This window comes from Xanthomonas sp. WHRI 7064, assembly GCF_040202355.2.
Classification (GTDB): Bacteria; Pseudomonadota; Gammaproteobacteria; order Xanthomonadales; family Xanthomonadaceae; genus Xanthomonas; species Xanthomonas arboricola.
In genome coordinates this window covers 2,805,553-2,820,640 of sequence record NZ_CP167821.1, presented here as the reverse complement: position 1 = coordinate 2,820,640, position 15,088 = coordinate 2,805,553, and the positions used below count along the sequence as shown (strand labels likewise).

The 15,088-nt window shown below is 68.2% G+C and carries 9 protein-coding genes; 2 read left to right on the top strand and 7 right to left on the bottom strand.

Annotated elements, in window-relative coordinates; genetic code table 11:
* Positions 1-74: 74 nt before the first annotated feature.
* Entirely contained in the window at positions 75-1,043 is a 969-nt protein-coding gene (gene secF / locus ABQY74_RS12125; protein ID WP_016903296.1) for a protein translocase subunit SecF, read from the top strand.
* Between the two features lie 476 nt (positions 1,044-1,519).
* Here secF and ABQY74_RS12120 read toward each other — a convergent pair whose 3' ends face one another.
* The 4 genes from ABQY74_RS12120 to ptsP all read right to left on the bottom strand — a co-directional run bounded on the left by ABQY74_RS12120 (position 1,520) and on the right by ptsP (position 8,294).
* A complete protein-coding gene (locus ABQY74_RS12120) occupies positions 1,520-2,797 on the bottom strand; it encodes a carbohydrate porin (RefSeq protein WP_164736947.1) in 1,278 nt (425 codons plus the stop codon).
* 185 nt (positions 2,798-2,982) lie between these two features.
* On the bottom strand, positions 2,983-4,713 hold the full coding sequence (locus tag ABQY74_RS12115) for a fructose-specific PTS transporter subunit EIIC (RefSeq protein ID WP_349791593.1): 1,731 nt from the start codon (positions 4,711-4,713) through the stop codon (positions 2,983-2,985).
* A 108-nt stretch (positions 4,714-4,821) separates the two neighbouring features.
* Positions 4,822-5,778: a 1-phosphofructokinase gene (pfkB, locus tag ABQY74_RS12110; RefSeq protein WP_039526757.1), complete on the bottom strand. Its 957-nt coding sequence runs from the start codon at positions 5,776-5,778 to the stop codon at positions 4,822-4,824.
* The gene (gene ptsP, locus ABQY74_RS12105; RefSeq protein WP_349791591.1) at positions 5,775-8,294 is read right to left on the bottom strand and encodes a phosphoenolpyruvate--protein phosphotransferase; all 2,520 of its coding nucleotides are present in this window, start codon (positions 8,292-8,294) and stop codon (positions 5,775-5,777) included. Before ptsP ends, pfkB begins: the two co-directional genes overlap by 4 nt.
* A gap of 161 nt (positions 8,295-8,455) precedes the next feature.
* Here ptsP and ABQY74_RS12100 point away from each other — a divergent pair, with 161 nt between their 5' ends.
* A complete protein-coding gene (locus tag ABQY74_RS12100) occupies positions 8,456-9,445 on the top strand; it encodes a LacI family DNA-binding transcriptional regulator (RefSeq protein WP_184518744.1) in 990 nt (329 codons plus the stop codon).
* A gap of 439 nt (positions 9,446-9,884) precedes the next feature.
* Here the strand turns inward: ABQY74_RS12100 and ABQY74_RS12095 are convergent, their stop codons facing one another.
* The 3 genes from ABQY74_RS12095 to ABQY74_RS12085 are packed head-to-tail and all read right to left on the bottom strand — an operon-like array spanning position 9,885 to position 15,049.
* Positions 9,885-13,055 (bottom strand): multidrug efflux RND transporter permease subunit, encoded by a 3,171-nt coding sequence (locus tag ABQY74_RS12095; protein ID WP_016904419.1) that lies wholly within the window; start codon positions 13,053-13,055, stop codon positions 9,885-9,887.
* Between the two features lie 12 nt (positions 13,056-13,067).
* The gene (locus ABQY74_RS12090) at positions 13,068-14,375 is read right to left on the bottom strand and encodes an efflux RND transporter periplasmic adaptor subunit (protein WP_039522021.1); all 1,308 of its coding nucleotides are present in this window, start codon (positions 14,373-14,375) and stop codon (positions 13,068-13,070) included.
* A gap of 14 nt (positions 14,376-14,389) precedes the next feature.
* Complete coding sequence (locus tag ABQY74_RS12085; RefSeq protein WP_184229402.1) at positions 14,390-15,049, bottom strand: TetR/AcrR family transcriptional regulator; 660 nt, start codon at positions 15,047-15,049, stop codon at positions 14,390-14,392.
* Between the last annotated feature and the right edge of the window lie 39 nt (positions 15,050-15,088).

Genomic DNA, 15,088 nt, shown 5'->3' with positions numbered 1-15,088 from the left:
GGGCGGGGGATGAATCCCTTCGCAAGCGTTGCGCATCCTGACGGTGCGCAACGTCTAAACGGAAGATCTTTTCCATGAAATTGTTCCCGCTCCATCTCATTCCCAACGACACCAAGATCGACTTCATGCGCCTGCGCAAGCCGGTGCTGATCCTGATGCTGGTGATCGCGGTGGCCTCGGTCGGCGTCATCGTCGGCAAGGGCTTTAACTACGCACTGGAATTCACCGGCGGCACGCTGGTGCAGACCTCGTTCCAGAAGACCGTGGACGTGGACCAGGTGCGCGAGCAGCTGGCCAAGGCCGGCTTCGAGAACGCCCAGGTGCAGAACGCGCGCGGCGGCAACGAAGTGATGATCCGCCTGCAGGCGCGCGAGCAGCACAACAACCGCGACGATGCCGCGACCACCGTGGCCGAAGAAGTGCGCAAGGCGGTCAGCACCGCGCAGAACCCCGCCACTGTGCAGCCGGGCGAATTCGTCGGCCCGCAGGTCGGCAAGGATCTGGCCTTGAACGGCGTGTACGCCACCGTGTTCATGCTGGTGGGCTTTCTGATCTACATCGCCTTCCGCTTCGAGTGGAAGTTCGCAGTGGTCGCCAGCCTGACCGCCTTGTTCGACCTGCTGGTCACCGTGGCCTTCGTGTCGCTGACCGGCCGCGAGTTCGACCTGACCGTGCTGGCCGGCCTGTTGTCGGTGATGGGCTTTGCGATCAACGACATCATCGTGGTGTTCGACCGCGTGCGCGAAAACTTCCGCGCGTTGCGGGTGGAGCCGCTGGAAGTACTGAACCGCTCGATCAACCAGACGCTGTCGCGCACGGTGATCACCGCGGTGATGTTCTTCCTGTCGGCGCTGGCGTTGTACATCTACGGCGGCGAGTCGATGGAAGGCCTGGCCGAGACACACATGATCGGCGCGGTGATCGTGGTGATCTCCTCGGTGATCGTGGCAGTGCCGATGCTGAGCATCGGGCCGTTCGCCGTCACCAAGCAGGATCTGCTGCCCAAGGCCAAGGATGTGGAGGCGCTGGCGCGTCGTCCTTGATTGGTCATCGATCTTCGATCACGAAAAAACCGCGCGCTGCGCGGTTTTTTCGTTTTGGCGCATCGAGCAGGTCAGCCCAACGCGTCGTAGGAGCGCGCCTGAGCGCGACCGGGCTTTATCGGTAACGCCTCATCGCGCCCAGGTGCGCTCCTACCACCGGGCCGGGGAGCGCGCTGGCTAAATCCGCCGGACCCAGGTTGCCCCATGCAGTGCGATGCGTCGTAGGAGCGCGCCAGAGCGCGATGAGGCTTTATCGGGAATGCTTCATCGCGCCCGGGTGTGCTCCTTCCGGGCCGGGCGAGCGCCCTGGCGAATTCGCCAAACCCAGGTCAGTCGTGCACTGCAATGCGTCGTAGGAGCGCGCTTGCGCGCGATCGGGCTTTATCGGGAATGCCTCGTCGCGCCCAGGTGCGCTCCTACCGAGCTAGGTGAGTGCGCTGCAACGTCCTGCAAGGCACGCACCGATCCTCGCGGACTTACAGATTCCAGTCGATCCGCATCCCCGCAATTAGGGCGTTCTTCAGATCGTTGCTGCGGGTGGGTTCGTTGAACTGGTCGGGGTTGATCACGTAATGCAGGTTCGGCGCGATGCGCAGGCGCTTGGTGACCTGGATGCCGTAGCTCAGCTCCATCATGATCTGGTTGTCGGCCGGGGCGCCGGTGCCGCCGGCCGAGGCGCGCGCCAGGCGCAGGTTTTCGATCGCCTCGTCGCTGTACTTCTGCTGGGTGATCACAAACGCAATGTTGTCCTGCGGGCGGCTGGCGAAGGTGCCTTTCTGCACCAGGCCCAGTTGCACGAAGTGGTCCTCGATCGCCTGGCCGCCGGTGCTCTTGAGGATGGCGCCGAACACGGTCAGGCCGCGGGCGCCGGACGGATCCGGGTTGGTGACCTGCTGTTCGAAGCGACCGAACAGGCCCGAGCGGCCCTGCTTGTTTTCGTAGCCGAGGCCGCTGAGCACGGCCGGGTTGCCGTTGCGGTCGCGCAGCGGGTCGGTGTAGTCGGAGTTGTCCTGCCAGCCGCCCAGTTCGTACATCGCGGCCATGCTGCCGTCGCCGCCCTTGTTCTTGTAGCCGACCGCGTAAGGCACCACCACGCCGGTGGTGTCGTCGGTGCTCCACTTCAGGCCGTGCTGGCCGTCCTGAGCCTGCACCGGATTCACCTCGTAGGCGCCCACGTGCACATAGACCTTGGGCGTGACCCAGGCGGTGGCATGCGCGGCCCAGCTGGACACCGGCCAGTAGGTGAAGTTGCTGGTGCGGAACACGAAGGTGGGGTTGCCGCAGGCCGAGTTGCCCTGGAAGTACTGGCACAGGTCCGAACCGAGGAAGTGGATGTTGGCCACGCTGCGGCCGGCCTCCAGTTCCAGGCGGTCGTCGAACAGTTTCTGCAGCAGGGTGAAGTTGGCCAGCCGCGTGCCCTGGCCGCCGTAGATCTCCTGCACCGAGGTGCTGTTGCCGATGCTGCTGTTGGCCAGGTTGGTGCCGTGGCGGTTGGTGACGTACAGCTTGACGGTGGCGCCGCCCCAGCCGAACAGACGGTCCATGTCGACATCGGTACCGACCATCAGTTGGCCGGCATAGGCATCGCCGTTCTTGCGGCCGCCATCGATCATCGAGGCGGCTTCGCCGGTGTAACCCAGCTTGAGCTTGAAGGCATCGGCGGCATCCTGCGCGTGGGCGAGCGGGGTCAGCGCCAGTGCCAGCGACAGGCACAGCAGGCGGGGACGGGCATGGCGGGGGGCGAGGACGGTCATGGCAGGACTCCGAACGAAGGTAGGCGTGGCCGGGTGGCGAACGCGACAGCTAGGGGATGGGCAAGCCGCCGGCCGCGCACGAAGGTGCGCAGCGCAGCGGTGAAACCGGTCAGGGGTGGAGCGGGGCGGCGATCAGGCGTGGCGCATGCGCGGGCGGCAAGCGGCAATGGCGAGGTGGCCGAAGGTCAGGCGACCACGTCGGCCACCGGCTTCTTGAGCAGGCGCAGTGCCACCGCGGTGACCAGCACGCCGACCACCAGGGCCAGCACGTAATTCAGCAGGTGGGTCACCGCGTTGGGGATCAGCAGCACGAAGATGCCGCCGTGCGGTGCCTTCAACTCGGCACCGGCGGTCATCGAGATCGCACCGGCCACGGCCGAGCCGATCACCAGCGCCGGGATGGTGCGCAGCGGGTCGCGCGCGGCATACGGGATGGCGCCTTCGGTGACGAAGGCCAGCCCGAGCACGCCGGCGGCCGTGGCCGAGCCGCGCTCTTCCACGGTGAAACGGTTGCGGAACACCCAGGTGGCCAGCGCGATGCCCAGCGGCGGGGTCATGCCGGCGACCATGGCGGCGGCCATCGGGGTGTAGACCTGGCTGGCGATCAGGCCGGTGGAGAACGCATAGGCGGCCTTGTTGACCGGCCCGCCCATGTCGAAGGCCATCATGCCGCCGAGCAACAGGCCCAGCAGCAACGCGCTGCTGCCCTGCATGCCGCGCAGCCAGGCGGTGAGCCAGGCCAGCAGGTCGGCCACCGGTTGCCCGAACACGTACATCATCGCCAGACCGACCAGCAGCGTGCCCAGCACCGGCAGGATCAGCACCGGCTTGAGTCCTTCCAGGTTGCGCGGCAGGCGGATGTAGCGGTTGAGCGCGGCCACGCCGTAGCCGGCGATGAAGCCGGCAATAATGCCGCCGAGGAAACCGGCATTGAGATTGGCCGCGACCAGGCCACCGATCATGCCGGGCGCGATGCCGGGGCGGTCGGCGATGGAGTAGGCGATATAACCGGCCAGCGCGGGCACCATCAGGGTGAAGCCGGCCTTGGCGCCGATCTGGAACAGCGACCAGGCCAGCGTGCCCTGGTGGGCATCGTCGCCGGCATAGATGCCGCCGAGTGCGAATGCCAGCGCGATCAACAGGCCGCCAGCGGTGACGAAGGGCAGCATGAACGACACGCCGGTCATCAGGTGCTTGTAGGCGCCGGTGCGGCCGTTGCCGGTGTTTTCGGCCTTGGCAGCGCCTGCGACCGGCGCCGCGCCGCCGTGCACGCCGGCTTCGGCCAGCGCTTTCTGGATCAAGGCCGGGCCATCGTTGATGGCCGGCTTGGTGCCGCTCTTGAACAGGCGCTTGCCGCCGAAGCGGGCCAGGTCGACCTCGCGATCGGCGGCGATCAGCACCAGGTCGGCATCGCGGATTTCCGCGTCGGTCAGGGCGTCCTGCGCGCCGACCGAGCCCTGGGTTTCCACGCGGATCTGGTAGCCAAGTTTCTTCGCGGCCTGCTGCAGGCCTTCGGCGGCCATGAAGGTGTGCGCGATGCCGGTGGGGCAGGAGGTGATCGCAACGATGCGCTTGTTGCCCGCGCTGCCTGCGGCAGCCGATGCATTGGCGGCGGCCGGTGCGGCGAGCTGGTTCACTGCGGCGGCCGGGTCGTCCAGTACCGCGCCCAGGCTCAGCCGCAGCAGCTGCGCGTCGCCGAAGCGGGCGGTGTCGGCATCGGCGTCGCCGATCACCAGCACCTGGCTGGCGGCGCTGGCCAGTTCGCCCGGCAATGCGCCGAGCACGCCCTGGTCGCTGCGGATTTCGATCGTCACGCTGCGCCCGGCGGCGGTGGCCGCGCGGCGCAGCGCTTCGGCCGCCAGGACGGCTTCGGTGCTGCGGTCGCCAGCGGCGATGACCACGATGGAAGAGGACATGCAAATCTCCTGCGTTGTTCGGTCGCCGGCAAGCGCCGGCGGGATACGTGGTGTCTTGCGCAAAACACCGGCGCGCTGGCACTGCCAGCGTTCGCGCCGGCGGTGGTGCTACGAGAGCGGGTCGATGACGATCTCGCCGGCGAGCTTGCGTACCTGCTGCGGATTCAGCCGGCGCGCATCGCCGCTTTCCAGCCGGCTGAGCGAGAACGCAGTCGCCAGCCGTGCGCAACTTTCCAGATCGGTGGAATCGCCGAGCAGCGCCGCGGCCAGGCCGGCCACCATCGCGTCACCGGCGCCCACGCTGCTGCCCTGCGCCAGGCGCGGCGGACGCGCGACCAGGCGCTGGTCGCGCTGCACGAACAGCGCGCCCTCGGTCCCCATCGAAATGACCACCAGCTGGATGCCGCGCGCGATCAGTTCGTGCGCGGCGGCGCTGAGGGCGGCGCGGTCGCTCAGCGGGCGGCCGGTCCAGGCTTCCAGCTCGTGGCGGTTCGGCTTGACCGCGTACGGCAGCGCCTGGCGCGCGGCACCGAGTGCGGACACCAGTGGCGCGCCACTGGTGTCCAGCAGCACGCGCGCACCGGCGGCGCTGGCCTGGGCCTGCAGCTGCGCCCAGCTGTCGTCCGGCAGGCCGGCCGGCAGGCTGCCCGACAGCACCACCGGCAGGCCGGGGCGCAGCAGCGGGGCGAGGTGATCGGCCACACCCTGCAGGTGCGGCTGGCCCAGGCGCAGGCCGGGCAGGTTGATGTCGGTGGTGTCGTTGCTGCGCGCTTCGACCAGCTTGAGGTTGGTACGGGTCTCGCCGGCCACGCGCTGGCAGTGATCGGCAATGCCGCGCTCGCGGAACAGCGCCTCGAACACGCCGGCATTGCCGACCCCGAGCACGCCGAGCGCGGCGACCTGGCTGCCCCAGTCGGCCAGACAGGCGGCCACGTTGATGCCCTTGCCGCCGGCATCGTTGCGCACGCTGCTGGCGCGATGCACCGCGCCCGGCTGCAGGCTGTCGAGCTGGATGGTCTGGTCGATCGCCGGGTTCAGCGTCACCGTGATGGCGTGCAGGTTCATGCCTGGCCCTCGCGCTGCGCTTCCAGGGCGCGCACCTGCTCTGCGGTTTCGCAGTTCAGCGCCTGCTCGGCCAGCTGCTGCAGCGTGCTCAGCGCGGTGCCGCGCAGGCGTGCCTTGACCGCCGGGATGTCGTTGGGCGTCATCGACAGTTCCTGCACGCCCAGGCCGGCCAGCAGGCTGGCGCCGAACGGATCGCCGGCCAGGCCGCCGCACACGCCGACCCAGCGGTCGTGTTTGCGCGCACCTTCAATCGTGCTGCGGATCATGCGCAGCACCGCCGGGTGCAGGCTGTCGGCTTCGGCGGCCAGCTCCGGGTTCTGGCGGTCGATCGCCAGCACGTATTGAGTCAGGTCGTTGGTGCCGATCGAGAAGAAGTCCGCATGGCGCGCCAGCACGTCGGCCTGCGCGGCGGCGGCGGGCACCTCGATCATGATGCCGATCGGCACCTCGGGCGCGTCGAGTTCGGCGCGGATGCGCGCGCAGATGGTGCGCAGGGTGATCAGCTCCGGCACCGAGGTGATCATCGGGAACATGATCGACAGCCGCGCCCCGTCCTTGGCGGCGCGGTACAGCGCACGCAGCTGCGGTTCGAGCAGGTCGGGGCGACGCAGCAGCAGGCGCGCGCCGCGGACGCCCAGGAACGGGTTTTCCTCGTGCGGCAGCTCCAGATGCGCCACCTGCTTGTCGCCGCCGATATCCAGTGCGCGCACGATCAGCGGGCGGCCATCCAGCGCCTGCGCCATCGCCAGGTAAGTTGCGTGCTGCTCGTCCTCGCTGGGCGTGCTGCCGCTTTCCAGGAACAGGAATTCGGTCCGCATCAGGCCGACGCCTTCGGCGCCCTGGGTCAGCGCCATTGCGACTTGGTCGGGCAGGTTGACGTTGGCGCCGATGTCGATGTGGTGGCCGTCGCTGGTTTCGGCAGGCAATGCGCGCTGCGCGGCCTCGCGCTCGCGGATGGCCTGCTGCTCGGCGATATGCGTGCGCGCCGCATCCAGGTCCAGCTCGGACGGGTTGATGTACAGCCGCCCACTGCTGCCGTCGATGATGGCGGTGACGCCGTCTTCGATATCCATGAGTTGGCCGCCGGCCGCGACCAGCGCCGGCAGGCCGAGCGTGCGCGACAGGATCGCGGTATGCGAGGTCGGCCCGCCTTGCGCGGTGGCCAGGCCGAGCACACGCGCGGTGTCCAGGTTGGCGGTGTCCGACGGCGACAGATCGCCGGCCAGCAGGATGCAGGGCTGCTCCGGCAGGTCGGTCAGGCCGGCGCCGGCGGCGGCCGGGTCGAGCTGGGCCAGCACGCGGCGGCCGACATCGCGCAGGTCGGCGGCGCGGCCGGCCAGCACCGGGTTGCCGAGCGCGGCCAGGCCCGAGGCGATTTGTTCCACCGCCTGGTGCCACGACCACGCCACGCCGTGGCCTTCGACCATCAGCTGGCAGGTGCGGGTGATCAGGTCGGTGTCGTTGAGCAGCTCGGCCTGGGCCTTGAAGATCGCCGCGTCCGAGGCGCCGAGCCGGCGCTGGGTGTCATCCTGGATCGCCGCCAGCTGCTGGCGGGTGCGGGTCAGCGCGTCGTGCAGCAGCGCGCCGCCATCGCCCAGGCCGACCGGTTGATCGGCCACCTCGGTCTGTGCCGCGCGCAGCCGGTGCACGATGCCGATCGCCACGCCCGGGCTGGCGCCGATGCCGACGATGGCCGGTTGCGCCTGCGGCGGCGTCCAGCCGACCACTGGGGCGGCGCGGCGTTGCGCGGCACGCTCGGCATCGGCCTTTTCCTGCGCGGTCAGGCTGTCCATCACTGCGCGCAGGCGCTTGAGCAGCGCACCCGCATCAGTGCCTTCGGCCGAAACGGTGATGCTGTCGCCGGCACGCAGGCCCAACTGCAGCAGGCCGACCAGGCTCTTGGCATCGGCGGCCTGGTCGCCGGCGCGCACCTGGGCGCGCGCCGAGAAACCGCGCGCCGTCTCGGCCCAACGGGTGGCCGGGCGGGCGTGCAGGCCGCTGGGGTAGGCAATGGTCCACTCGAAGGATTCGGCCAGATCGGTGGCCGGCGCGGCGCTGCTGTCGGGTGCGCGGTCGCCGGTCAAGGCCGCCACGATCACGCCGGGGTCGTCGGTGGTGAACAGCGCTTCCAACTGGGCCGGGTCCTGGATCAGGCGGGTCAGCCGGCGCAGCAAGGTGATGTGGGTGTCGGACTGGGCGGCGATGCCGACCACCAGCCGGGTGGTCTGGCCCGGGTTCCACTCCACGCCCTCGGGCAACTGCAGCACCGCGATGCCGTCGCGGCGCACCAGGTGGCGGTCTTCGCCGACGCCGTGCGGGATCGCCAGGCCGTGGCCGAGGAAGGTGTTCGCCAGGCCTTCGCGGCGCCGCATGCTGGCGTCGTAGCCCGGCGCCACGCAGCCGGCGGCGACCAGCAACTGGGCGGCCTGCGCGATGGCGTCATCCTTGTCGCGGGCATGCGCACGCAGGCGCACAAGTTCGGGGGTGACGGGGGCGACTGGCGACGGAGAGGACAAGACGGACTCCGGGGTAGGAACGGGCTGGGCAGTATAGTGGGAACGTTCCCACGTTCCAGGTCAATGTGCGCTGCACAAAAACGTTGTAGTGCTTTCGGGTTAGCATCAAATCAGAGACGGCGCCTGGCCCCAGGTGCGCAAATGGAGCGGGAACGGTCCCAGTGAGTATCAGCATCAATGACGTGGCCCGGGTGGCCGGGGTTTCCAAATCGACGGTCTCGCGCGCGCTGGGCACCGGCCCGGTCAGCGAGGAGGTGCGGGCCAAGGTCGAGGCGGCGGTGCGCCAGACCGGCTACCGGCCCAACCTGATGGCGCGGCGCCTGCGATCCCAGCAGTCCGGCATCCTGGGGGTGATCGTCGCCGACATCCGCAACCCGTACTTCACAGCGCTGATCCGCGCGGTGGAGGAGGTGGCCTACCGCGCCGGCATGCGCGTGACCCTGTGCAATACCGACGAAGATCCCGAGCGCGAGGCGCTGTACCTGCAGTTGATGCAGGAAGAACGCATTACCGGGCTGATCTTTGCGCCGACCCGCAGCACGGTCGGGCGCATGCACGAGCTGGTGCTGGATTATCCGACCGTGTTGGTGGACCGCGCCGGGCCTGGCAGCCGCTACGACAGCGTGGTGCTGGACAACGCCGCGGCCATGGGCGAGCTGGTTGCGCATCTGCAGGCGCAGGGCTATAGGCGCATCGGCGGGCTGTTCGGCACCAGTACCACCGCGACCGAGCGCCGCAACGGCTATCTGGCCGCGATGGCGGCGCCGGGGCTGACGCCGGCCTACCGCGAAGTGGCGCCCACCGCCGAAGCGGCGATCGCCGAAGTCGGCCAATGGCTGGCCGGCGCTGACCGCCCCGACGCCATCGTCACCAGTAACAGCCTGCTGTTGATGGGCGCGCTTAAGGCTGCCCGCACCGCCGGTCTGCGCATTCCCGAGGACCTGGCCTTGGCCGGATTCGACAACGAGCGCTGGACCGACCTGGTCGAGCCGGGGATCACCGTGGTCGAGCAGCCGGTCGAGGACATGGGCCGCGCGGCGATGTCGCTGCTGCTGGAACGCCTGAGCAATCCGCAGCTGCCGATCCGCCGCATGGTGATGACCGGCCGTTGCGTGGTCCGCGGCTCTACCGGCGCGCGCCCGCGCACCTAGCCGCCCTCGTCGTAGGAGCGCACCCGGGCGCGACGGGCGTTACCGGTACAGCCCATCGCGCCCGGGTGCGCTCCTACGACGGCGGGGCGGTTGCCGGGGATCGCGCGGTGCGGGTCTTGTCCAAGCACGCCATGCCACCAATTCCCGTTACTCCGTAGGAGCGCCCCCGGGCGCGACGGGCGTTACCGGTAAGGCCCGTCGCGCCCAGGTGCGCTCCTACAACGGCGTGGCGGTTGTCGCGGATCGCGCCGTGCGGGTCCTGTCGAAGTACGCCATGTCACCAATCCCCGTTACCCCGTAGGAGCGCACCCGGGCGCGACGGGCGTTACCGGTACAGCCCGTCGCGCCCGGAGGCGCTCCTACGAGACATGACTGCAGCGCAGCCCAAAAAAAAAGCCCCGGCACTGCCGGGGCTTTTCGTTCTACGCCATGTCCGGAATCAGCGATCCGGACGATGCGGGCCCGAGTCGTTCTGCGCGAGCAGGTATTCCTTGGATTGCTCGTCCAGCTTGTCGCCCAGCATGCGGCGAACCACCACGAAGAACAGCGGGATGAAGATCACGCCGAGCACGGTGGCGAACACCATGCCGCCGATCACGCCGGTACCGATGGAGTGACGCGAGTTGGCGCCGGCACCGGTGGAGATGGCCAGCGGCAGCACGCCCAGGATGAAAGCGAACGAGGTCATCAGGATCGGGCGGAAGCGCAGATGCGCCGCCTCCAGCGTCGCCTCGCGCAGCGTCTTGCCCGCCGCACGCTGCTCCACCGCGAACTCCACGATCAGGATCGCGTTCTTCGCCGCCAGGCCGATTACCGTGATCATGCCGATCTTGAAGTACAGATCGTTCGGCAGGCCGCGCAGCATCGAGAAGGTGATCGCACCCAGCACGCCGATCGGCACCACCATCAGCACCGCCACCGGAATCGACCAGCTCTCGTAGAGCGCGGCCAGGCACAGGAACACCACCACCACCGACAACGCCAGCAGCAGCGTGGCCGCATTACCGGCAATGATTTCCTGGTACGACATGCCGCTCCAGTCGAAGCCGAAGCCCGGCGGCAGATCGTTGTTGACGATTTCCTCCATCGCGGTCATCGCCTGGCCGGAGCTGCCGCCCGGCGCCGGGTTGCCGACGATATTCACCGCCGAATAGCCGTTGTAGCGGTTCAGTGCCGGCGAGGCGTAGGTCCAGTCGGCCTTTACCACATTGCTCAGCGGAATCATCCCCGGCTGACCATCGGCACCGGTGGCCGTGGCGCTGGGGCTGAAGAAGCTGCGCAGCGACTCGGGGCCGGTACGGAACTGGTCGTCGGCACGGATGTTGACGCGCTTGATGCGGCCTTCGGAGAAGTAGTCGTTGACGTAGACAGGCGCCAGCATCAGCTGGATCGAGCTGTAGATGTCGCTGACGTCCAGGCCCATCGACTGCGCCTGCACACGGTCCACGTGCAACTGCAGCTGCGGCGCGTCTTCCAGGCCGTTCGGGCGCACGCCCACCATGGTGTCCTGCTTTTCCGCCGCCTTGCCCAGCACGATGTTGCGCGCCTGGGTCAGGGCTTGCTGGCCTGCGCCGGAGCGGTCCTGCAGCCACATGTCGAAGCCGCCGAACTGGCCCAGGCCCTGCACGGTGGGCAGGTTGACCACGAAGATCTGCGCGCCCTTGATGCCGTAGAAGGCACCGTTGAGCTGCTGGATCAACTGCTCGGCAGTAACGTCACGCTCTTCCCACGGCTTGAGCCGGATGAAGCCCATGCCGACGTTTTCGCCCGAGCCCAGGAAGCTGAAGCCGGCGATCTGCAGCATGCCTTCCACGGCCGGCTGCTTCTCCAGCACCGCACGCATCTGCGCGAAGGCCTCGTTGGTGCGGATCTTGGTCGCGCCCGGCGGCAGCTGCACGATGGCCACCGCAAAGCCCTGGTCCTCTTCCGGCAGGAAGCTGCCCGGCATGCGGGTGAACAGGAAGCCGCACAGCACCACCAGCACCACGAACACGATCATCCACGGCGGCGAGCGCTTGAGGGTGTGGCCGACCACGCCGACATAGCGATGCGCCAGCTTGTCGTAGTACTTGTCGAAGGTGCGGTAGACCCAGTTCTTCTTGGTCGAATGGGTCGACTTGAGGAACGCGCCGCACAGCGCCGGGGTGAAGCTCAACGCCAGGAACGCGGAGAACCCCATCGACATGGCGATGGTCAGTGCGAACTGCTTGTAGATCGCGCCCGAAGCGCCCGGTTGCAGCGAGGAGGGGATGAACACCGCCGCCAGCACCACGGTGATGGCCACCACCGCGCCGGTGATCTGGGTCATCGCCTTCTGCGTGGCCGCCTTCGGCTCCAGGTGTTCCTCGCTCATGATGCGTTCGACGTTCTCGATCACCACGATCGCGTCGTCGACCACGATGCCGATCGCCAGCACCATCGCAAACAGCGTCAGCTGGTTGATGGTGAAGCCGATCATGTACATGCCGAAGAACGTGCCCAGCAGCGCGACCGGAATCACCAGCGTGGGGATCACGGTTGCGCGGAAGTTCTGCAGGAACAGCAGCATCACCAGGAACACCAGCACGATGGCTTCCACCAGCGTGTGGATCACTTCCTCGATGGAGATGCGCACGAAGGTGGTCGATTCGTACGGCGCAAACCAGGTCACGCCCTGCGGGAAGGTCGGCTGCAGCTCGTCGAGCTTGGCACCGACCGCCTCGGAGACGTTCAGGGCGTTGGCACCCGGCAACAGCTGGATACCGAAGGCGCCGGTGGGCTTGCCGTTGTACTGGGTGTCGAAGCCGTAGTTGCTCGGCCCCACGGTGACCCGCGCGACATCCTTCAACCGCACCGTGGCACCGTTGTTGTCGGTGCGCAGGATGATGTTCTCGAACTGGTCCGGCGAGCTGAAGCGGCCCTCGGCCGAGACCGTGGCGGTGAAGCTGATGCCTTCCGGGGTCGGGTCGGCGCCCACCGAACCGGCCGCGAACTGCACGTTCTGGTTGCGCACCGCGGTCAGCACCTGGGTCGCCGACAGGTTGTAGCCCTGCAGCTTCTCCGGGTTCAACCAGATGTTCATCGCGTACTCGGCGCCGAACTGGTTGGTGCTGCCCACGCCGGGCACGCGCGAGATCTGCTCGAGCACGCGCGAGCCGACGATGTCGTTGAGCGCGTCGCGGTTGATCGACGGGTTGTCCGAGCGCAACGCGGCCACCATCAGGAAGCCGGCGTTGGCCTTGGCCACCACGACACCCTGCTGGGTGACTTCCGAGGGCAGGCGCGGCGTGGCCAGCGACACCTTGTTCTGCACCTGCACCTGCGCGATATCCGCGTCGGTGCCGGTTTCGAAGGTCAGCGTAATGGTCACGCGGCCGTTGGCGGCCGAGGATGAGTTGAAGTACAGCAGGTGGTCGATACCGGTGAGCTGCTGCTCGATGACCTGGGTCACCGCTTTTTCGGCGGTATCGGCGCTGGCGCCGGGGAAGTTGGCGGTAACGGTGACCTGCGGCGGGGCGATCGTGGGGTACGACTCGATACCCAGATTCAGGATCGAGATCACGCCCGCAAGCGAGATCAGGATCGCCACCACCCAGGCAAAGATCGGGTGTTCGATGAAAAACTTAGGCATGTCCGGGTTCCGTTACTGCTGCTTGGACTGGGAGTCGGCCGGCTGCGCCGCAGCGTCCGGCTTGGACTGTTCCTGCGCGGCCGGTGCCGCCGCATCGGCCTTGTCGGCTGCCGGTGCGGCCTGCGCGCCGCCACCCTGAGCGGCGGCCGGAGCCGCGCCCGGTGCGCCCGGCTGGCCACCCTGCGCTGGCTTGTTCGGATCCCACGGCACGCCCTTGGCCGGCTGGCCTTCCTTCGCCTTCTGCACGCCGTCGACGATGACCTGGTCGCCCGGGGTCATGCCCGCGGTGACGATCCACTGGCCCTTCTGCTGGCCATCGACGGTGAGGTTCTTGCGCGCCACCTTGCCGTCCTTGCCCAGCACCAGCGCATAGGCGCCGGTGGCATCGCGCTGCACGGCCTGCTGCGGCAGCAGATAGGCGTTGTTGCGTTGGCCCAGGCTGGCCTTGAAGGTCACGAACGCGCCCGGCAGCAGCGCCTGTTCCGGATTGGGCAGGGTCGCGCGCAGCGACACCGCGCCGGTGCTCGGGTCCACCGTCACCGCCGACACATCCAGCGTACCCGGGTGCGGGTACTGCGTGCCGTTGCCCAGTTCCACGTTGATGGTGGACTTGCCGTCGCCGCTGAGCTGCACGTTGCCGCTGCTCTGGGCCTGGCGCAGGGCGGCGAGCTCTTCGCTGCTCATCGCAAAGTTCACGTACAGCGGGTCGATCTGGTCGACCGTGGTCAGCAGGGTCGCTTCACCCGAGCCCACCAACGCACCCTCGGTCACGCGCTGGATGCCGGCGCGGCCGGTGATCGGCGAGGTGACGCTGGCAAAGCCGAGCTGGATGCGGGCGGACTGGACCTGGCCGCGTGCCTGCTGCACGTTGGCGCTGGAGGAGCGCTCGGTGGCTTCGGCGTTGTCGATGTCGGCACGCGACACGTATTGCTGCGGGGCCAGGCTGCGCGCGCGCTTGGCGGCGACCTGGGCATTGGCATAGGTCGCTTCGGCGGCGGCCAGCTGGCCTTGCGCCTGCAGCAGCGTGGCCTTCAGCGGCGCCGGGTCGATCTCGAACAGCGGCTGGCCTTCCTTGACGTCGGTGCCTTCGGTGTACAGGCGCTTGAGCAGCACGCCGTCCACGCGCGCGCGCACGTCGGCCGAGCGGAACGCCGACAGCCGGCCGACCAGGTCGCGTTCCAGCGGCAGGGTCTGCGGCTTCATTTCCAGCACCGACACTTCCGGCGGCGGCGGCGCCTGCTGTTGTTCGGGCTTGCTGCAGGCAGCCAGCGCCAGGGTGATGGCACAGGCCAGGCCGAATGTGCGGAGCGGGGCGATCATCAGGAGGAACTCCGTTAGGGTCTTGAAGTGAGAAAGGAAAGCGGGGACAGCGAAGGCGTGGCAGCGACCGCGGCAAATGCGCGCAGGAAGGTGTCGACAGCGAATTGCGCCCACTGCTGCCTGGCGGGAAGGCCGGCGCGGTGGGGAACCTGAAAGCGTTGCCGGTCGAAATCCAGACCGACGATCATGCTCAACAGCAGTTCGGCCATACAGTGCGGATCGTCATGGCGCAGCTGGCCGGCCTGTATCGCCAGCTCAAAGCGCTGCGCCAGGCGCTGCTGCATGCCGACGACCCCGTCCTGGAAGATCTGCTGCGACTGATCGGGGAACCGGTGCGATTCGGCTTCCACCAACCGGCAGGTCTGTAACACATCCGGGCTGTTCAGGCGGTCAAGGTGGGCCAGGGCGAAGGCCAGCAGATCCTCGCGCAACTCGCCCGAGGCGGTGCCCAGCGGCACCGTGGCCAGATGCACATGGTCCTGGAGCACATCGCGCAGCAGGTTTTCTTTACAACCGTAATAACTGTAGAGCGTCTGCTTGGAACAGCCGGCACGCTCGGCCACCGCGTCCATGCTCAGCCGCATGCCGCGCTCGGCAAGCAGCGTATGCACAGCCGCATGGATGCGGCGATCGCAGTCCGAGCGCCGGGCAGCACGGTGGGAACGGGGGGTCATGGCGGTAGACTATACCGTCCAGTTTAGTTTTTAAACAGG

What these genes read in the sequence shown, in the direction of transcription:
- secF (WP_016903296.1), top strand. Translation starts at nt 75, where the DNA reads ATGAAATTGTTCCCGCTCCATCTCATTCCCAACGACACCAAGATCGAC.
- ABQY74_RS12120 (WP_164736947.1), bottom strand. Translation starts at nt 2,797, where the DNA reads ATGACCGTCCTCGCCCCCCGCCATGCCCGTCCCCGCCTGCTGTGCCTG.
- ABQY74_RS12115 (WP_349791593.1), bottom strand. Translation starts at nt 4,713, where the DNA reads ATGTCCTCTTCCATCGTGGTCATCGCCGCTGGCGACCGCAGCACCGAA.
- pfkB (WP_039526757.1), bottom strand. Translation starts at nt 5,778, where the DNA reads ATGAACCTGCACGCCATCACGGTGACGCTGAACCCGGCGATCGACCAG.
- ABQY74_RS12095 (WP_016904419.1), bottom strand. Translation starts at nt 13,055, where the DNA reads ATGCCTAAGTTTTTCATCGAACACCCGATCTTTGCCTGGGTGGTGGCG.
- ABQY74_RS12090 (WP_039522021.1), bottom strand. Translation starts at nt 14,375, where the DNA reads ATGATCGCCCCGCTCCGCACATTCGGCCTGGCCTGTGCCATCACCCTG.
- ABQY74_RS12085 (WP_184229402.1), bottom strand. Translation starts at nt 15,049, where the DNA reads ATGACCCCCCGTTCCCACCGTGCTGCCCGGCGCTCGGACTGCGATCGC.